The sequence below is a fragment of the Paenibacillus radicis (ex Xue et al. 2023) genome, from assembly GCF_024722015.1.
Lineage (GTDB): Bacteria > Bacillota > Bacilli > Paenibacillales > NBRC-103111 > Paenibacillus_S.
This window is the reverse complement of record NZ_JANQBD010000040.1, coordinates 1-17508: the sequence shown is the minus strand read 5'-3', so window position 1 is coordinate 17508 and position 17508 is coordinate 1. Positions and strand designations below refer to the sequence as shown.

Genomic DNA, 17508 nt, shown 5'->3' with positions numbered 1-17508 from the left:
ACCTCGGAATGATTACAAAAGCCGATAAAAATAAAGCTCGTCTAAAAAGACATCTACGTGTACGTAAGAAAATTCAAGGAACGGCTGAACGTCCACGCTTGAATATCTTCCGTTCATCCAAACACATGTACGCTCAATTGATTGATGATGTGTCGGGCGTAACAATCGCTTCCGCTTCAACTCAAGATAAAGAGTTGAAAGACGGTATCGGTAACGGTGGTAATATTGACGCAGCTCGCAAGGTCGGATCTTTGATTGCTGAGCGTGCTAAAACGACTGGTGTTGTTAAAGTTGTTTTTGACCGCGGCGGGTACTTATATCACGGACGTGTGCAAGCTTTAGCTGATGCAGCTCGTGAAGCAGGTCTTGAATTTTAATAGAATTAACAAGGAGGTAAAGTCACTTGCGTATTGATCCCAATACTTTAGAGTTAACTGAAAAAGTTGTTAACATTAACCGCGTTGCTAAAGTAGTAAAAGGCGGACGTCGTTTCAGCTTCAGCGCACTTGTTGTTGTAGGCGACGGTAATGGCTGGGTAGGCGCAGGAATCGGTAAAGCTGGAGAGGTACCTGATGCAATTCGTAAAGGTATCGAAGACGCTAAGAAAAACCTGATTCATGTACCTATCGTTGGCACTACCATCCCTCACTTGGTTATCGGTAAATTTGGAGCAGGCAACGTTCTTTTGAAACCAGCTTCCAAAGGTACTGGCGTTATTGCCGGCGGCCCAGTTCGTGCAGTATTAGAACTTGCTGGCGTAGGCGACATTTTGACAAAATCCCTAGGATCTTCTAACTCCATCAACATGGTTAATGCTACACTAGAAGGCTTGCAACGTCTAAAGCGTGCTGAAGAAGTTGCAAAGCTGCGTGGCAAAACTGTTGAAGAACTGTTAGGTTAGGAGGGATACCATGGCTAAACAATTGCAAATTACCCTCAAACGCAGCCTTATCGGTCGTCCAGAAGTACAACGTCGTACTGTAACTTCTCTTGGATTGCGTAAAATTAACCAAATCGTAACACAACAAGACAATGCAGCGATTCGCGGTATGGTTAATCAAGTAAGTCATTTAGTAGAAGTTAAAGAAGTAGAAGCATAAATAAGTTTTTATCAATAAGAATTAGAGGAGGTGCAAACGATGAAATTGCATGAACTTACTCCAGCAGTTGGATCCCGTAAAGCCCGTAAACGCGTAGGACGCGGAATCGGTAGTGGTATGGGTAAAACATCAACTCGCGGTCATAAAGGGCAAAATGCTCGTTCTGGCGGTGGCGTACGTCCTGGTTTTGAGGGAGGACAAAATCCTCTATACCGTCGCTTGCCTAAGCGTGGATTCACTAATCATTTCCGTAAGGAATTTGCAATCGTGAATTTAACTGAACTTAATAAGTTTGCTGCTGGCACGGAAGTAACGCCAGAAGTACTTCAAGAGTCCGGTATCGTTAAGAATGCAAGAGACGGCATTAAAATCTTGGGTAATGGTGAGATTACTGTTCAATTGAACGTAAAAGCTAATAAGTTCTCCCAATCTGCGGTAGATAAAATTCAGGCTGCCGGCGGTAAAACCGAGGTGATTTAATGTTTCGTACCATATCCAATATTATGAAAGTGGACGATCTCAGGAAAAGAATCCTCTTTACCTTGTTGGTATTAATCGTCTACAGAATTGGTGCTTTCATTCCAGTACCTAACATTAACACAGCTATTCTTAAAGCTCAGGACCATGCCAATTCCAGTGATGTATTTGGCTTGTTGAACACCTTCTCCGGTGGTGCATTGTTTCAATTCTCCATCTTCGCGATGGGGATTATGCCTTATATTACAGCTTCGATTATAGTTCAGCTATTATCGATGGATGTAATACCAAGGTTTGCTCAATGGGCCAAAGAAGGAGAAGTTGGCAGGAAGAAATTAGCACAAATTACTCGGTATGGTACAATTGTGTTAGGTATTATCCAAGCGTTTGGTTTGGCGATCGGCTTTAATCAGATCTACGCTGGATTGGTTGTGAGTCCCAACTTCACAACATATGCCTTAATTGCAATTGTTCTTACTGCTGGTACTGCTTTTCTGATGTGGTTAGGGGAACAAATCACTGAAAATGGTATTGGAAATGGTATTTCCATTATCATCTTCGCAGGGATTGTGGCTGCAATTCCAACTGGAATTTCGCAGATCTACAAAACACAGTTTGCTGAAGCTGGAGATGCGCTTTTCTTGAATATTATTAAAATGGTGATTATTGCAGTAGTAATTATTGCAATTATTGCTGGTGTAATCTTTATTCAACAAGGCGTACGTAAAATTCCAGTTCAGTATGCAAAACGTGTGGTTGGCCGTAAGATGTATGGTGGTCAATCTACACACATTCCGTTAAAGGTAAATGCTGCAGGCGTAATTCCAGTAATCTTTGCTCTATCGTTACTCGTTTTTCCTCCTACCATAGCAAATTTTTGGAGAGGTAATGTCGTAGCGGACTGGATTATTACTAACCTCAACTATACACATCCACTCGGGATGACTTTGTATGTGCTGTTAATCATTGGTTTTACCTTCTTCTACACGTTTGTTCAAATTAACCCTGAGCAAATGGCCGATCAAATGAAGAAAAACGGCGGTTATATTCCTGGGATTCGTCCTGGTAAAACAACAGCTGTGTACTTAACAAGAGTAATGACACGCATTACTTTGTCTGGTGCTATTTTTCTTTCTCTGATCTCCATCTTGCCTATGATATTGGGGAAATTAGCCAGCTTGCCTGCTTCGGTAAGCATAGGTGGAACTTCCCTGCTGATCGTTATTGGTGTTGGTTTGGAAACGATGAAGCAAATCGAGAGCCAATTGATCAAACGTCACTACAAAGGCTTCATTAATAAATAGCGAATAGGTTCTGGTAGTGATTTATCAACTATCGGCACCTATTGTGCTGTTAGCATCACTTGATGTGATGGGGAGGAAGTCATTATGAACGTAATCTTTATGGGGCCTCCTGGTGCAGGTAAAGGTACACAGGCGGAAAGTATCGTCAATGAATTTCAAATCCCGCATATTTCTACGGGTGATGCGTTTCGTTTGGCAATGAAACAGGGAACGCCACTAGGACTTGAAGCAAAGAAGTATGTGGATCAAGGTTTACTGGTACCAGACGAAATTACCATAGGTATTGTGAAAGAAAGACTTCAACAGTCTGACTGTGCTCCTGGTTTCCTGCTTGACGGGTTTCCAAGAACAATTTCTCAAGCAGAAGCGCTTGACGAAATATTACATGCTATGGGTAAAAGCATAAATCATGTGATTAACTTGAGTGTTGATCGCAATCTATTATTAGCTCGATTGACTGGAAGAAGGATCTGTAGAGCATGTGGAGCTACGTATCATATCTTGTTTAACCCCCCTGCAACTGAAAATGTATGTGATAAGTGTTCAGGTGAACTGTATCAAAGATCGGATGATACCGAAGAAAAAGTAGGTACTCGTCTTGATGAGTACATGAACAAGACGGCACCTTTGCTGTCGTATTATCGTGACAAAGGAAACTTGCGTGAGGTTAACGGTGAGCAAGAAATAAATACGGTTACTGCACAAATCAGTTCACTATTGCGAGGGCAAGCGTAATGATCATTTGTAAATCAGCAGCTGAATTGGATTTAATGAGGGAAGCCGGACGCATAGTAGCCGAAACGCATCGCTTATTACAGAAATCGATTCGGCCCGATATTACAACCAAAGAGTTGGATCAAATCGCAGAAGATTTTATTCGCAGTCAGGGTGCAACCCCATCTTTTAAAGGCTATAACGGTTTTTCTGGCAGCATCTGTGCTTCAGTTAATGATGAATTGGTTCACGGCATCCCCAGTGGACGTAAGCTTAAAGATGGTGACATCATCAGTCTTGATATCGGTGCTAAGTACAAAGGATATCATGGAGATTCTGCTTGGACGTATGGTGTAGGTGAAATTTCGGAAACGGCTAAGAAGTTATTAGAGGTAACTGAAAAAAGCTTGTACGATGGTCTGGCAGAAGCTAAACCGGATGCACGATTATTCACTATCTCTCATGCGATTCAAAAATGCGTTGAGGATGAAGGTTTTTCAATTGTTCGAGAATATGTAGGGCATGGAATTGGCTCTGAGCTTCATGAGGAGCCACAAATTCCGAATTACGGTTTACCAGGACGAGGACCTCGTCTGAAACCTGGTATGGTATTAGCAATTGAACCCATGGTCAACGTCGGTGAAAGATTCGTAAAAACACTGGCGGACAATTGGACGGTTGTTACAGTGGATGGCACACTGTGCGCACATTTTGAGCATACCATCGCTATTACTCCAGAAGGGTATGAAATACTCACTAAGTCTGGATCGTAGGTGATAAAGTGAATTCGGTTAACATACCTCAGCTCGGACAAATTGTTAGGATTGTTCGTGGTAAAGATTCCGGGAAGTACGCTGTTATAATCAGCGTCGAAGACCAACGTTTCGTATGGATTGCAGACGGCGACAAACGGAAATTTGACCATCCTAAGAAGAAAAATTTGAGTCATCTCGAGCTGCTGCAAATGGTTAGCAGTGAAGTAGTGGATAGCTTGTTCGAAAGCGGTCGCGTAACTAACGGTAAACTGAGGTTCGCACTCTTTAAGTATGTGGATCAAATGGAATCAGAAGCACAAGAGAAAGGAGAATGACTGTGGCCAAAGAAGATGTAATTGAAGTTGAAGGTACAGTGATTGAACCTCTTCCTAATGCAATGTTTAAGGTTGAATTGGAGAACGGTCATAAGATACTTGCTCATGTATCCGGAAAAATCAGAATGCATTTTATTCGGATCTTGCCTGGTGACAAAGTGACGGTGGAACTTTCGCCTTATGATTTGACCAGAGGCCGTATAACCTATCGTTTTAAATAAATCGGTATTTTGTTCGAAACCAACTTGCTAAGCAAGCTCTGTAATCCTTACGAAGTAAGTTTTCTTCCGAAAACTCACAGGAGGTAATCAAAATGAAAGTTAGACCATCGGTCAAACCCATTTGCGAGAAATGCAAAGTCATTCGCCGCAAAGGTAACGTAATGGTAATTTGCGAAAACCCTAAGCATAAACAAAAACAAGGTTAAGGAGGTGCTCGTATAAATGGCACGTATTGCTGGTGTAGACTTACCTCGTGATAAGCGCGTTGTAATCGCGTTGACTTACATTTTTGGTATCGGTACAACTACTTCCCAAAAAATTCTGGCTAACACTGGTGTTAGTTCATCTACTCGCGTTCGCGATTTGACGGAAGACGAAGTAAGCAAACTTCGTGACGCAATTGATAAAACGGTTAAGGTTGAAGGTGATCTTCGTCGTGAAATCGCGTTGAACATTAAACGTTTGATCGAAATCGGATGCTATCGTGGTGTTCGTCACCGCCGCGGCTTACCTGTTCGTGGTCAACGTACTAAAACTAATGCTCGTACACGAAAAGGTCCTCGTCGTACAGTAGCTAATAAGAAAAAATAGTAAAGGAGGTTAACACTTAAAATGGCTAAACCTAAAAAAGTTGTTCGTACCAAACGCCGTGATCGGAAAAATATTGATACTGGAGTGGCTCATATCCGCTCTACGTTTAACAACACGATTGTAACTATCACAGATCCTCATGGTAATGCAATCTCATGGGCTAGTGCAGGAAACCTGGGCTTTAAAGGCTCTCGTAAAAGCACTCCTTTTGCTGCTCAAATGGCAGCTGAGTCTGCAGCGAAAGCAGCTATGGAGCATGGCATGAAGGTAGTAGAAGTTATGGTTAAAGGCCCTGGTGCAGGTCGTGAAGCGGCTATCCGCTCTCTGCAAGCAGCAGGTTTGGAAGTAAACCTGATTAAAGACGTGACTCCTGTTCCACATAACGGTTGCCGTCCTCCAAAACGTCGTCGTGTCTAATTCAGGATTGCGAATAGTGGTATAATTATCCAATATTGGTGAATACTATTTGGATAGATATACTGCACGTTTTATGCGTCTTAAGTTATCCAGAGGGAAACCGACGTTTTGAAGGAGGGTTATAAGTGATCGAGATCGAAAAGCCGAAAATAGAAACCGTATCATTGAGTGAAGATGGGTCATATGGCAAATTTGTTGTTGAACCATTGGAAAGAGGCTATGGAACTACACTTGGGAACTCGCTTCGCAGAATCTTGCTGTCCTCTTTACCGGGGGCTGCTGTAACCTCCGTTCAGATCGATGGAGTTTTGCACGAGTTCTCAACTGTTCCAGGCGTTATGGAAGATGTTACGGAGATTATCCTTAACCTTAAAGGGCTATCGTTAAAGATTCACTCCGACGAAGAGAAAGTGTTGGAGATCGATGCTGAAGGTGAGGGTGCTGTTGTAGCTGGCGACATTCGCGGTGATAGCGATGTAGAAATCCTTAATCCGGATTTGCATATCGCTACATTATCCTCTGACGCGCGTCTTCACATGCGTATTCATGCTAATCGTGGTCGCGGATACGTACAAGCTGACAAAAACAAAAAAGAAGAGCAATTAATCGGAGTTATTCCGATTGATTCGATCTACACTCCGATTACTCGCGTCAACTACAGCGTTGAAAACACTCGCGTCGGTCAAGTAACTAACTATGACAAACTAACCCTCGAAGTCTGGACCGATGGAAGTATTCGACCTGAAGAAGCTGTAAGCTTGGGCGCCAAGATTTTAACGGAGCATCTGATGTTGTTTGTCGGTTTAACTGATGAAGCCAAAGACGCTGAAATTATGGTGGAGAAAGAAGAAGACAAGAAAGAAAAAGTGCTTGAGATGACTATCGAAGAGCTTGATCTTTCTGTCCGTTCTTACAACTGCCTGAAGCGCGCTGGCATCAACACTGTACAGGAACTGATTACGAAAACGGAAGAAGACATGATGAAGGTTCGTAATCTTGGACGTAAATCTCTAGAAGAGGTACAAGAAAAGCTGGAAGAGCTTGGTCTTGGCCTTAGAATGGAAGATTAATCGTCTCTAATTAAGCAGAAGGAGGTTGCACAAATGGCATACCAAAAATTAGGTCGTGATTCCAGTGCGCGTAAAGCTTTATTTCGCGACTTGGTAACTGACTTGTTTATACACGAACGCATCCAAACGACTGAAGCTAAGGCGAAGGAATTGCGCTCCATAGCAGAAAAATTAATCACACTGGCAAAACGTGGAGATCTTCACGCTCGCCGTCAAGTTGCTTCCTTTGTTCGTCGTGAAGCAGCAAACGAGAATCAAGATGCAATCCAAAAATTGTTCTCTGATCTAGCTCCTCGTTACGCAGAACGTCAAGGTGGTTACACTCGAATCTTAAAGCTTGGACCTCGTCGCGGCGATGCAGCGCCTATGGTATATTTAGAGCTTGTAGATCGTGCATAAAAGGGTAGGAAGGGTGGACGGGATCATCTTGATTCTGATGAAACCCTTTTTTTTGTAGCCTGAGGTTGTCAACTGATGCTTCTTTGCAGATTTATCAGCTGCAACAAGTGTGATGGAATTACGGAGGTAGACCGTGAGAAACATTTGCATGACTGTCAGTTATGACGGAACAGCATACTGCGGTTTTCAAACCCAACCTAATCAGAATACTATTCAGGACGTTTTGGAGCGAGCTCTTCTGTCATTGACTGGGGAGACGATAAAAGTAACATCGTCAGGCCGGACGGATGCAGGAGTACATGCACGCTGTCAAGTCATCAACTATTTAACGGCTTCAAAAATACCGGTAGAGCGATGGTGTATGGCTTTGAATACACTATTGCCTGCAGATATTTTAGTAAGTGGAGCAAAGCTTGTAGATGATAACTTCCATTCAAGAAGAGCGGCTGTTCAAAAAACGTACCGGTATACGATTCGTTGCGGAAAACATCCCGATTTATTTAAAAGGCACTTGGAGTTTTATCATCCTACACCTCTTAATACAGAAGAGATGAGAGCAGGGCTCGAATACCTTAAAGGTGAGCATGACTTCACATCCTTCTGTTCCGTTCGCTCTACGAAGGTATCTAATATTCGTACGGTTTATGAAGCAAGAATGGAATGTGAGCAGCTCGACCCCCTTTTACAATCCTATGCTATTCATATATATTTGACCGGTAACGGTTTTTTATACAACATGGTAAGGATCATTGCGGGAACCTTAATTCAAGTCGGAGAAGGCAAACGTTCCAGCGAGGAAGTTAAGGACATACTGAATGCACGTAATCGCGCCAGTGCCGGTCCGACAGCAATGTCGCATGGATTAACGCTGTGGGAAGTATTATATAAATAGGCTGGAATAACGTCTTGATTTGTTCCTTCAGATGTAGTACAATATCAATTGGCGTTTCTTGATCGGCTATCCCACGGCCCCGGATCAAGGCAGGGTCAAAACCTATTTAAATAATTATGAACGATACAAATAGATATAAGATGATGAAATGACTAGTTGTCCATCACAACTGAGTTGTCTTATCATTATGAGCACTGAAATGCAAAATGTTTAGGAGGAACTATTGATGCGTACCACATATATGGCTAAGCCTAATGAAGTAGAACGCAAATGGCACATTATCGACGCGACTGACAAAACTCTAGGTCGTCTTGCAAGCGAAGCAGCAAGCCTGATTCGCGGCAAACACAAACCTGAATTCACACCTCATGTTGACACAGGAGACTTTGTTATTGTCATTAATGCAGAGAAAATCCATTTGACGGGTAAAAAATTGCAAAACAAAATGTACTACCGTCACTCTATGTACACAGGTGGTTTGAAAGTAACTTCAGCACAAGATATGATTAACAATAAGCCTGAGCGTGTAATCGAACTTGCGATTCACGGTATGCTTCCTAAAAATCGTCTTGGCGACAGCATGAAAACAAAATTAAAAGTATACGCGGGATCGGAACATCCACACCAAGCTCAACAGCCTGTTGTGTATGAACTTCGCGGATAATATAAAGGGAGGACTGTCTTGTGGCACAAGTTCAATATTATGGAACAGGCCGTCGTAAGCATTCGGTAGCACGTGTACGTTTGGTACCAGGCGAAGGCCGTATTGTAATCAACAAACGCGAGCTAGATGAATACTTCGGTTTGGAAACATTGAAACTGATCGTAAAACAACCTTTAAACCTAACTGAAACATTAGGTCAATACGATGTATTGGTTATTGCTAACGGTGGAGGAATCTCTGGACAAGCAGGAGCAATCCGTCACGGCATTTCCCGTGCACTTCTGAAAGCTGATCCTGAATTCCGTGGATCCTTGAAGAAAGCAGGATTCTTGACTCGTGATCCTCGTATGAAGGAACGTAAGAAGTACGGTTTGAAAGCAGCACGTCGTGCTCCTCAGTTCTCGAAACGTTAATACTTTACTTACTATAAAAACCTTTCCGCTATTATGGTGGAAAGGTTTTTTGTTTTTCATAACACCTTTAGGCAAAAGCCCGAATATAATAATAATTAGCCCGAGAAAAATTTAATTTGACAAAAAGTCTTCGAAAGCTATAATAAATTATATATAATAAAACAGATTAATATACTCGGAATTAAAAGTACAGGAGGAGAAAGTTATGAACCTATTTGAAAAGGAAAAAATGATTCAAGAAGCCGCGGAAACTTTTGAAAATCAATCTCCAGAATCGCTTATAGCATGGGCGGTAGAAAAATTCCCTAACCTTACATTAGCCTGTAGCTTCGGCGCTGAAGATGTTGTTTTAGTTGATATGATTCAGAAAATAAGTCCTAAAAGCGATATCTTTTATCTGGATACTAATGTTCATTTTCAAGAAACCTTGGATACACGTGACCGCCTAGAACAGCATTATGGATTAGAATTTGTTCAGGTATTACCCAAGCTAACTTTGGATGAGCAAGCATCTCAGTTTGGTGAAGAATTATGGAAAAGCAATGCGAATCAATGCTGTAATATCCGTAAAGTCGACCCATTGACTGATATTTTGAAAAATTATGACGCTTGGATTACAGGAATTCGCCGCGATCAAGCACCTACTCGTGCTAATGCGAAAAAAGTTGAATATGATGTAAAGTTCGGTTTAGTTAAATTTAATCCATTGGCAAGCTGGACTTCAGAAGATGTTTGGAATTATATTCGTAATAATAATGTTATATACAACCCGCTGCATGACAACCATTACCCAAGCATCGGCTGTTCTCATTGCACGCGTCAAGTTATGCCTGGAGAAGATCCACGTGCAGGACGCTGGGCAGGGAATGAAAAGACAGAATGCGGACTTCATAAATAATAGAGGTAGTTTAATTATTCTCGAAAGAGGGGGCTATTTCTCCATGACTGTAGAAACCATTCAACCTCACGGTGGCTTATTAATTAATCGCGTAGTTCAAGGAAAGCAAAGAGATAATTTGTTAGAGCTGGCAAAGGGATTATTTCAATTAAAAATCAACTCTTGGACCATCTCAGATCTTGATTTAATTGGCGTCGGTGCATTTTCGCCTCTAACGGGCTTCCTGATCGAACAAGATTATACATCAATAGTAAATAATATGCGCCTGGCTGATGGTACTGTATGGAGTATTCCGATTACACTAGCTGTGGAAGAGGATGTAGCTGAATCATTGAAAATTGGGGAGCAAGTGGCGCTTGTCGGTGAGCACGACGGCGTTGTGTACGGGATATTGGATGTTCAAAGTATTTATAAGGTTGATCATAAGGACGAGGCAGTAAAAGTTTTTAAAACAGATGATATTGAGCACCCTGGTGTTCAGAAGCTTCTTTCCCGACCTAATATTAATATTGGGGGACCCATTGAAGTATTGAATCGTCCTAAGCTTGAGAAGTTTGAACAATTTTACTTTGATCCTTCTGAAACACGTCGTCTTTTTGTGGAAAATGGTTGGAAGTCAGTCGTGGGCTTTCAAACGCGTAATCCGGTTCACCGGGCTCATGAGTATATTCAGAAGAGCGCAATGGAAATCGTGGATGCTTTATTCTTGAATCCATTGGTGGGTGAAACCAAATCGGATGATATTTCTGCAGATGTACGCATGCTCAGTTACTTGGTATTGCTGGAGAATTACTATCCGAAGGACCGTGCCTTCCTGGGTGTGTTCCCCGCGGCTATGCGTTACGCAGGCCCTCGTGAAGCGATATTCCATGCAATGGTACGTAAAAACTATGGCTGCACGCATTTCATTGTTGGCCGTGATCATGCAGGTGTAGGCGATTATTATGGTACTTATGAAGCCCAAGAAATTTTCAAAACCTTTACTCAAGAAGAGCTAGGTATTACACCTCTGTTCTTTGAGCACAGTTTCTTCTGCACGAAATGCGGCAACATGGCTTCTAGCAAAACATGCCCGCATGATAAAGCTGATCACATGCATTTGTCTGGAACTAAAGTACGTGCATTGCTCCGTGACGGTCAATGTCCGCCTCCGGAATTTACTCGTCCCGAAGTGGCGAAGGTGCTAATTGAAGGCATGAAAGAACCGGAATACCAGGTGTAGGACGAAGGTATATTTGTCCACCTCATCCCATATGATGTTAATGAGTCTATGGGGATGCGAGGTGGATTTTTTTATGTTTAAAAGAAGAAAGAGGGTCGTTGTTTGGCTTACGATGTCTGGTGGCCTTAAATTGGTCATGACGGCTTTACTTGTAGGACTAATGCTATTTATGTTTACCTATGAGCTTCCTGCTACAAGCACATGGACAAACTGGACTATGCCCTTATCAGGGAAGAAAATCGCACTGGACCCAGGCCATGGAGGGCCTGATGGAGGTGCTGAAAGCAAGGATGGAATTATTGAGAAAGATATCAACTTGGCGATTACTTTGCATCTTCGCGATTATTTGCAGGAAGCCGGCGCTTTGGTTGTTATGACTCGGGAAGAAGATAAAGATTTGGCACAACCGTCTACAAAAGGGTACAGCAAAAGAAAAACGGAGGATTTGGTAAATAGAGCACAATTTATTATACAGCAGAAATCCGACATGTTTGTGAGCATTCACCTGAATGCTATTCCATCCGTTAAATGGAGCGGAGCACAAACCTTTTACTACCCTACACATAAGCAAAGTGGAGTATTAGCGGCATTAATTCAAGATGAAGTGAAGAAAAATTTGAAAAATACAGATCGAGTCGCAAAAACGGTGGAAAATGTATTTTTGCTTAAATCATTGCAGATCCCAAGTGCTTTGGTAGAAGTTGGATTTCTATCCAATCCGGCAGAAGCCAATTTATTAAATACACCAGCCTACCAGAAAAAAATTGCTGCATCCATCTATCAAGGGATATTGAGGTACTACGCCGGGGAAAAAGTGGGTTCCTAAAGAAATTGTGATATAATAAAAGGTAGTAGAAGAAGAGATAATCTATTAGTTGAGGTGAAGATGTGCTAACGAAAGAAGATTTATTGAACGCAATACGTCATGTGCGTGACCCTGAGTTTCAACTGGACCTGGCAGAGCTGCAGTTTGTCCGGGATATTATGATCAAGGAAGAGCATGTTTCCGCAACCGTATTATTGTCCATGGATAATGAAGCACACAGAAATTTACTGCAAGAACAAATAACGAGTGCATTCCAAAAGGCAGGAGCGAAAGAAGTTCATTTACGTTTCCGTGTGTTATCCGATTTCGATAGAAATGAAGCTAAGCTTAAACAACAACAGGCGCAAGCGGAAGTACATAACGTTAAAGCTGAAATTAGAAATATATTAGATCCTTCAGCAGGAGTCCACTTTATTGCTATTGCGAGTGGTAAGGGTGGAGTAGGTAAATCAACGGTTACGGTAAATTTGGCGGTTGCATTAGCTAGAATGGGCAAAAAAGTTGGGCTAGTGGACGCTGATATTTACGGTTTTAGTGTTCCGGATATGATGGGAATTGATCAAAAGCCTGAGCTTGTAGATAACAAAATCATACCTATAGAACGTTTCGGCGTTAAGGTAATCTCGATGGGCTTCTTCGTTGAGGAAAACACACCTGTAATATGGCGGGGACCTATGCTTGGGAAAATGCTGCGCAATTTCTTCCAGGAAGTGAGTTGGGGGGATGTTGAGTATGTACTGCTTGATCTGCCTCCAGGTACAGGAGATGTTGCGTTGGATGTTCATCAGATGATACCTCAGAGCAAGGAAATTATAGTTACGACACCACATGCAACAGCTGCTTTCGTAGCGGCTAGAGCAGGCGCTATGGCGATACATACCGAGCATGAGATGCTGGGTATCGTTGAGAATATGGCCTATTACCAGTGCGGAAAGTGCGGGGAGAAGGAATATGTATTTGGCAGAGGCGGAGGCGCCAAGCTGGCCGAAGAGCTGCATACCGAATTAGTAGCTCAAATTCCACTAGGTGCACCGGATAACCATATTTCTGAAGCGGAGTATTCGCCGTCTGTGTATAAAGCAGAGTCAGAAACGGGACAAATTTATTTAGAGCTAGCCCGGCATGTTGTCGGAAAATTGACATAAAATGAAGGACTGGCTTAGGTGCCAGTCCTTTTTCTTGATGTAGGGCTGCAGCGAAATTTAAATTACTGGCCTTGTTTTTTCTCGCCGCCGCTTTCGCTTTTTCCACCGCTTTTGCTGTCTCCGCCCCCGCCGCCTCCACCACTACCACCTTGACCTTGAGCCTTCGGTTGTGATTCCTCTTCAAGGACCTTTTTCATAATATTCATTAGCTCTAATCGAAACAGAGGGCTTTGCATGGATTCCTGCATGACTGTCTTCGTTTGCTGACGATACTGCGGACTTTTCATGGTATCCAGAAGCATTTTCTCGAAATCAGGATTTTTCAAGGTGCTGATCATAGTTGTCTGATATTCGGGATCTTTCATAAGATCCTTTTGAAGCTGCTTCATATCCTTCTGAATAGCTTTGGCAAACTGGCCGGCAAACTTCGGATCGGTTATCACGTTCTGCAGAAATTTGTTGTTTGATGTATCGGTCAGAACATCCTTAACAGCTAATTGAATATGCTGGGAGTCTCCCGTTGATAGCAGCTTTATTTGGCCATCACTGCTTGATGCGGCTTTCGTTTGTGCAGCGATGATTGCCTTTTGACCATCTTCAGTTTTAAGAATATCCAATACCATTGTCTTTGTATCTTTATAACCGCCGTTCTGTGAAGATTGGGAGGACTTTGATTCAGAACCGCAAGAAGTCAGCACTAAAACGAACAGTATCAACGGAACCTTTTGCCACCACTTATTAAGGATCATGGTCATAAGCTCCTTTCTTTAAAATGATGATCTTATTATTCGCCAAAGTGCCTTATTTTCACTCTATAGCTCATTGGCTTTTTATTGTGAACGTTGGTACAATTAACTTCTGAACATAGTCTGTTTTGGGGGTATAAGTAGTGACTTTAAGAAAATGGTTTTATTTATTTTGGACAACGTTATTCATTGGTGCCGGTGCGGCTCTGGTGATCGGACTGATTTTACAAACTACGGACCAACAATTTACTCTTCTGGGCGGTAAGGAAATCGGATTTAATGCCGTTACTATGCTGTTAGGTGGAGCGATGATAAGTGTTTTGAGTCAAATGGGCTTTTTCGCTTATCTAATTATTAGGTTTTTAGCTATTGGCTTTGTTCGCAATAAATGGATTTGGGATACTTTGCAAATTATTCTAATCGTTATAACGATGTTTGACTTGATTTATTTTCGCCACATGGGGACGGAAGGCAACTGGCTTTCGTACATGATCTTACCTATATCCATGCTTGTTATTGCTGTTGGGACTGCATTATGGAAGGTGAAATTAACGAATCGCAACGGATTTATTCCTACCTTATTCTTTATGACGGCTGTAACGGCCATTGAAGCAGTGCCTGCGTTAAGATTAAACAGCTTTGCCTCCACTTTGTTTATGATGGTTCCTTTGATGGCAAGCAATGCATGGCAAATTTTGATTTTGTCAAAGGTGCTGGGCGCAAAAAAAGAGCCGCTATAACGGCTCTTTTTTTATAATATCAAACTTTATAAGTTTTCAGCGGAGTTGAAGAAGTCTGATATTGCAAGTCACGTGACGTGGATTTGAATTATTGGAAATGTTTCATTGCTTGATCTTCGACAGGGGGCTTATTATTAACCTGTGTTTGTTTAAGCAGCTGACCCACTGTAACGAATTCATACCCTTTGGCGCGCAATTGATCAATAATGACGGGGAGAGCTTCATGCGTCTGCTTGCAGGAATCACTGGCATGCATTAATACAATATCACCAGGGTGAGCTTTGGACACAACTCGATTGATAATATTGTCCACTCCCTTGTTCATCCAATCCATTGAATCCGTATCCCACTGGATCACTGTATAATTAAGATCATTTGCTATACGCAGTACCCTTTTATCAAAATCCCCGTTAGGTAAGCGGATTAATGTTGGGTTTTGCCCGGTAACTTCATTGAGGATTTTATGAGAGGTTTGAATCTGATTGCGGATTTCTTCGTCATTCAGACTGCTGTAATTAACGTGCTTATGTCCGTGATTGCCGATTTCCCAGCCGCCCTTAGCAATACGGGTTACAATGTCAGGATGACTCTTACTCCATGGGGACGATAAGAAAAAAGTAGCATTTTTAACCCCCTTATCCTCCAGAATTTTGAGAATGGGTTCTGTTCTAGTGTCACCCCAGCTAATATCAAAAGTGAGGGCTATGACCTTTTTTTCCGTCTGAACACTGTAAATAGCTGCCGGCTCACCTTGTGAGAACACCGTTACATTGTCTCGTTCCGAGTAAATAATACCTATAGCAAAAACCACTGCGACTGCAATAATGAGTGCTTGTTTTAATTTTCTTCCGTTCAAAACATAAAAATAATTCACAAACCTGTCCTCCTTTTTTACCCCTGCATATGTAGGCAGAGCTTGTATAAGTTGAGATTAGTAAAATGTATGCTGGGACAAGAAAGATATGCTAGTCTTATGTAGTTTCAAATCAATTTGGGAGAAGTGATATTGTGAAAAATATGATGCTTCAGTTTCGTTTAATGAAACATTATTTTATTGCGGCTGCTCTGGTATTTACTCTTGGAGTTATATTAGGGGCGGGATATTCGGATCAATTTCAGGGATTCATTGAAAGCCAACTCAAAGGGATGGAGCAATTAACACAATCTTTAAAAGATAAACCGAATCAGCAGTGGTCATTGTTTTGGCTTATTTTTTGGAACAATACCATTAAGTCTGTTGCAATTATTGCATTGGGAGCTATATTCGGTGTTCTTCCCTTATTGTTTTTGCTGGTTAACGGATTGCTGCTTGGCTATTTAGGCTCAAACTTTGCGCAAAAGGAATCCTTGTTATATTTCATTAAAGGGATTTTGCCGCATGGGATCATTGAAATTCCAGCTATTGTATTTGCCTGTGCATTTGGGCTGCGGTTAGGTGCGTTGATGTTGAAGATGGTAATAGCCCTAATTAGTCCAGAGCGATCGGTCAAATATAAAGAGGAACTGCGTGGATTTGCTAAAGCTATTCCGATGGTTGTCGTGATATTAATTGTTTCTTTAACGGCCGCAGCATTGATTGAGAGTACTTTCACCTATTGGCTCATAAAACGATAAAACTAAATAGCATAAAAAAAACCAAATATGTGCATAACAGTAAAGCATGCAAGATGCTTGGCTGGCAAAGGTATGCAAGATAAAAGCGCGTAACATCTAGATTTCGCTATAATGTGCTTTTTACCTCGCATGCTTTTTTGGTGTCTAAATAATGCCGTAAGTTAACATGAAAGGGGCTTAGAAGCCGATGCTCGGGTTCTTATTTAACGAAAGAGAATGTAGAGAGCTTGATTACGTATTGAAAAAAGAGTTGGATGAAATGCTGTTTGATCTTAATGATAAGAGAATTGATGGAGATATTAAAATTGCCATTGAGTCGCGATATAAAGTCATTTTTCGTATGTATGCAAGGCTGGCTTCTCCTAAAGAAATATCCAAATATGCAAGGAACAGAATGTATCATTAAAAATTGTTATAATATGCTTGACTTTCATTTGTAGTCTGTGATACATTATTCCTCGCCGCTAAAACGGCAAAGCGTTCTAATGGATCAAGCAAGTATGAGAAAAACAAACAGTAAAAAATAATACTTGCATTGAACCGAGTGAATGTGGTATATTAAAAAAGTCGCCGCTAAAAACAGCGACAATAAATGACAAAAGAAGATACGCAGCAAAATGTATCGCTTTGTCAACGATTGCCCTTTGAAAACTGAACAACGAGTGAGTGTTAAAATAGAGAATGCAAATTCTCGCTAGCATTACTTTTGAGCTTAAGACAAGCTTGCGTTAAACGGCCCTTGTGGCCAACTTTAATGGAGAGTTTGATCCTGGCTCAGGACGAACGCTGGCGGCGTGCCTAATACATGCAAGTCGAGCGGATTGTTCCTTCGGGAACAGTTAGCGGCGGACGGGTGAGTAACACGTAGGCAACCTGCCTGTAAGACCGGGATAACTATCGGAAACGATAGCTAAGAGCGGATAGCTGGATGGAACGCATGTTCTGTTCATGAAACACGGAGCAAT

General features: G+C 41.8%; 26 protein-coding genes and 1 rRNA gene. 25 read left to right on the top strand and 2 right to left on the bottom strand.

The features are described from left to right. Positions 1-8 precede the first annotated feature (8 nt). The 21 genes from rplR to NV381_RS34340 all read left to right on the top strand — a co-directional run bounded on the left by rplR (position 9) and on the right by NV381_RS34340 (position 13443). Positions 9-377, top strand: coding sequence for a 50S ribosomal protein L18 (rplR, locus tag NV381_RS34440; RefSeq protein ID WP_258217807.1), 369 nt, complete (start codon positions 9-11; stop codon positions 375-377). A 26-nt stretch (positions 378-403) separates the two neighbouring features. Continuing rightward, entirely contained in the window at positions 404-901 is a 498-nt protein-coding gene (gene rpsE / locus NV381_RS34435; RefSeq protein ID WP_094018036.1) for a 30S ribosomal protein S5, read from the top strand. 10 nt (positions 902-911) lie between these two features. Next, positions 912-1100 (top strand): 50S ribosomal protein L30, encoded by a 189-nt coding sequence (rpmD, locus tag NV381_RS34430; protein ID WP_258217806.1) that lies wholly within the window; start codon positions 912-914, stop codon positions 1098-1100. Between the two features lie 39 nt (positions 1101-1139). Next, a complete protein-coding gene (rplO, locus tag NV381_RS34425; RefSeq protein ID WP_171651099.1) occupies positions 1140-1580 on the top strand; it encodes a 50S ribosomal protein L15 in 441 nt (146 codons plus the stop codon). Continuing rightward, the gene (gene secY, locus NV381_RS34420; RefSeq protein ID WP_258217805.1) at positions 1580-2881 is read left to right on the top strand and encodes a preprotein translocase subunit SecY; all 1302 of its coding nucleotides are present in this window, start codon (positions 1580-1582) and stop codon (positions 2879-2881) included. The genes rplO and secY overlap by 1 nt, the downstream gene beginning before the upstream one ends. A gap of 84 nt (positions 2882-2965) precedes the next feature. Continuing rightward, a complete protein-coding gene (locus NV381_RS34415) occupies positions 2966-3616 on the top strand; it encodes an adenylate kinase (protein ID WP_258217804.1) in 651 nt (216 codons plus the stop codon). Continuing rightward, positions 3616-4368 (top strand): type I methionyl aminopeptidase, encoded by a 753-nt coding sequence (map, locus tag NV381_RS34410; protein WP_258217803.1) that lies wholly within the window; start codon positions 3616-3618, stop codon positions 4366-4368. The genes NV381_RS34415 and map overlap by 1 nt, the downstream gene beginning before the upstream one ends. An 8-nt stretch (positions 4369-4376) precedes the next feature. After that, positions 4377-4685 (top strand): KOW domain-containing RNA-binding protein, encoded by a 309-nt coding sequence (locus tag NV381_RS34405; protein WP_258217802.1) that lies wholly within the window; start codon positions 4377-4379, stop codon positions 4683-4685. A 2-nt stretch (positions 4686-4687) separates the two neighbouring features. After that, the gene (gene infA / locus NV381_RS34400) at positions 4688-4906 is read left to right on the top strand and encodes a translation initiation factor IF-1 (protein WP_009676800.1); all 219 of its coding nucleotides are present in this window, start codon (positions 4688-4690) and stop codon (positions 4904-4906) included. A gap of 92 nt (positions 4907-4998) precedes the next feature. Next, positions 4999-5112, top strand: coding sequence for a 50S ribosomal protein L36 (gene rpmJ, locus NV381_RS34395; protein ID WP_003333770.1), 114 nt, complete (start codon positions 4999-5001; stop codon positions 5110-5112). Between the two features lie 16 nt (positions 5113-5128). After that, positions 5129-5497, top strand: a complete 369-nt coding sequence (gene rpsM, locus NV381_RS34390; protein WP_258217801.1) for a 30S ribosomal protein S13 — start codon at positions 5129-5131, stop codon at positions 5495-5497. 21 nt (positions 5498-5518) lie between these two features. Next, positions 5519-5914 carry a 30S ribosomal protein S11 gene (gene rpsK / locus NV381_RS34385; RefSeq protein ID WP_089201728.1) on the top strand — a complete coding sequence of 132 codons (396 nt, stop codon included), beginning with the start codon at positions 5519-5521 and terminating at the stop codon, positions 5912-5914. A gap of 125 nt (positions 5915-6039) precedes the next feature. After that, entirely contained in the window at positions 6040-6984 is a 945-nt protein-coding gene (locus NV381_RS34380; protein WP_133236160.1) for a DNA-directed RNA polymerase subunit alpha, read from the top strand. A gap of 33 nt (positions 6985-7017) precedes the next feature. Further along, positions 7018-7383, top strand: coding sequence for a 50S ribosomal protein L17 (rplQ, locus tag NV381_RS34375; RefSeq protein WP_010498832.1), 366 nt, complete (start codon positions 7018-7020; stop codon positions 7381-7383). A 133-nt stretch (positions 7384-7516) separates the two neighbouring features. Then, positions 7517-8275, top strand: a complete 759-nt coding sequence (gene truA / locus NV381_RS34370; RefSeq protein WP_258217800.1) for a tRNA pseudouridine(38-40) synthase TruA — start codon at positions 7517-7519, stop codon at positions 8273-8275. Between the two features lie 226 nt (positions 8276-8501). Further along, entirely contained in the window at positions 8502-8939 is a 438-nt protein-coding gene (gene rplM, locus NV381_RS34365) for a 50S ribosomal protein L13 (protein ID WP_171651107.1), read from the top strand. Positions 8940-8959: 20 nt separating this feature from the next. Beyond that, on the top strand, positions 8960-9352 hold the full coding sequence (gene rpsI, locus NV381_RS34360) for a 30S ribosomal protein S9 (RefSeq protein ID WP_171651108.1): 393 nt from the start codon (positions 8960-8962) through the stop codon (positions 9350-9352). 205 nt (positions 9353-9557) lie between these two features. After that, positions 9558-10250, top strand: a complete 693-nt coding sequence (locus NV381_RS34355) for a phosphoadenylyl-sulfate reductase (protein ID WP_258217799.1) — start codon at positions 9558-9560, stop codon at positions 10248-10250. 43 nt (positions 10251-10293) lie between these two features. Beyond that, complete coding sequence (gene sat, locus NV381_RS34350; RefSeq protein WP_258217798.1) at positions 10294-11472, top strand: sulfate adenylyltransferase; 1179 nt, start codon at positions 10294-10296, stop codon at positions 11470-11472. Positions 11473-11545: 73 nt separating this feature from the next. Then, on the top strand, positions 11546-12298 hold the full coding sequence (gene cwlD, locus NV381_RS34345; RefSeq protein ID WP_258217797.1) for an N-acetylmuramoyl-L-alanine amidase CwlD: 753 nt from the start codon (positions 11546-11548) through the stop codon (positions 12296-12298). Positions 12299-12360: 62 nt separating this feature from the next. Further along, positions 12361-13443 carry an Mrp/NBP35 family ATP-binding protein gene (locus NV381_RS34340; RefSeq protein ID WP_258217796.1) on the top strand — a complete coding sequence of 361 codons (1083 nt, stop codon included), beginning with the start codon at positions 12361-12363 and terminating at the stop codon, positions 13441-13443. Between the two features lie 62 nt (positions 13444-13505). Here the strand turns inward: NV381_RS34340 and gerD are convergent, their stop codons facing one another. Further along, positions 13506-14192, bottom strand: a complete 687-nt coding sequence (gene gerD, locus NV381_RS34335) for a spore germination lipoprotein GerD (RefSeq protein ID WP_258217795.1) — start codon at positions 14190-14192, stop codon at positions 13506-13508. Positions 14193-14332: 140 nt separating this feature from the next. Here gerD and NV381_RS34330 point away from each other — a divergent pair, with 140 nt between their 5' ends. Continuing rightward, entirely contained in the window at positions 14333-14929 is a 597-nt protein-coding gene (locus NV381_RS34330; protein ID WP_258217794.1) for a KinB-signaling pathway activation protein, read from the top strand. A gap of 88 nt (positions 14930-15017) precedes the next feature. Here the strand turns inward: NV381_RS34330 and pdaB are convergent, their stop codons facing one another. Beyond that, positions 15018-15803 (bottom strand): polysaccharide deacetylase family sporulation protein PdaB, encoded by a 786-nt coding sequence (gene pdaB / locus NV381_RS34325; protein ID WP_258217793.1) that lies wholly within the window; start codon positions 15801-15803, stop codon positions 15018-15020. Positions 15804-15946: 143 nt separating this feature from the next. Here pdaB and NV381_RS34320 point away from each other — a divergent pair, with 143 nt between their 5' ends. The 3 genes from NV381_RS34320 to NV381_RS34310 form a co-directional block, all read left to right on the top strand. Further along, positions 15947-16543, top strand: a complete 597-nt coding sequence (locus NV381_RS34320) for a stage II sporulation protein M (RefSeq protein ID WP_258217842.1) — start codon at positions 15947-15949, stop codon at positions 16541-16543. A gap of 187 nt (positions 16544-16730) precedes the next feature. Then, on the top strand, positions 16731-16949 hold the full coding sequence (locus NV381_RS34315; RefSeq protein WP_171651121.1) for a hypothetical protein: 219 nt from the start codon (positions 16731-16733) through the stop codon (positions 16947-16949). Between the two features lie 345 nt (positions 16950-17294). Beyond that, positions 17295-17508: ribosomal RNA gene (locus NV381_RS34310) — 16S ribosomal RNA — on the top strand; the annotation flags it as partial.

Excerpts from the sequence above, each read along its gene's own strand:
- cwlD (WP_258217797.1), top strand. The coding sequence starts at position 11,546 with ATGTTTAAAAGAAGAAAGAGGGTCGTTGTTTGGCTTACGATGTCTGGT.
- rpmD (WP_258217806.1), top strand. The coding sequence starts at position 912 with ATGGCTAAACAATTGCAAATTACCCTCAAACGCAGCCTTATCGGTCGT.
- rplR (WP_258217807.1), top strand. The coding sequence starts at position 9 with ATGATTACAAAAGCCGATAAAAATAAAGCTCGTCTAAAAAGACATCTA.
- NV381_RS34315 (WP_171651121.1), top strand. The coding sequence starts at position 16,731 with ATGCTCGGGTTCTTATTTAACGAAAGAGAATGTAGAGAGCTTGATTAC.
- NV381_RS34355 (WP_258217799.1), top strand. The coding sequence starts at position 9,558 with ATGAACCTATTTGAAAAGGAAAAAATGATTCAAGAAGCCGCGGAAACT.
- gerD (WP_258217795.1), bottom strand. The coding sequence starts at position 14,192 with ATGATCCTTAATAAGTGGTGGCAAAAGGTTCCGTTGATACTGTTCGTT.
- NV381_RS34320 (WP_258217842.1), top strand. The coding sequence starts at position 15,947 with ATGATGCTTCAGTTTCGTTTAATGAAACATTATTTTATTGCGGCTGCT.
- sat (WP_258217798.1), top strand. The coding sequence starts at position 10,294 with ATGACTGTAGAAACCATTCAACCTCACGGTGGCTTATTAATTAATCGC.
- NV381_RS34415 (WP_258217804.1), top strand. The coding sequence starts at position 2,966 with ATGAACGTAATCTTTATGGGGCCTCCTGGTGCAGGTAAAGGTACACAG.
- rpmJ (WP_003333770.1), top strand. The coding sequence starts at position 4,999 with ATGAAAGTTAGACCATCGGTCAAACCCATTTGCGAGAAATGCAAAGTC.
- map (WP_258217803.1), top strand. The coding sequence starts at position 3,616 with ATGATCATTTGTAAATCAGCAGCTGAATTGGATTTAATGAGGGAAGCC.
- rpsK (WP_089201728.1), top strand. The coding sequence starts at position 5,519 with ATGGCTAAACCTAAAAAAGTTGTTCGTACCAAACGCCGTGATCGGAAA.
- secY (WP_258217805.1), top strand. The coding sequence starts at position 1,580 with ATGTTTCGTACCATATCCAATATTATGAAAGTGGACGATCTCAGGAAA.
- rplQ (WP_010498832.1), top strand. The coding sequence starts at position 7,018 with ATGGCATACCAAAAATTAGGTCGTGATTCCAGTGCGCGTAAAGCTTTA.
- rplO (WP_171651099.1), top strand. The coding sequence starts at position 1,140 with ATGAAATTGCATGAACTTACTCCAGCAGTTGGATCCCGTAAAGCCCGT.
- rplM (WP_171651107.1), top strand. The coding sequence starts at position 8,502 with ATGCGTACCACATATATGGCTAAGCCTAATGAAGTAGAACGCAAATGG.
- rpsM (WP_258217801.1), top strand. The coding sequence starts at position 5,129 with ATGGCACGTATTGCTGGTGTAGACTTACCTCGTGATAAGCGCGTTGTA.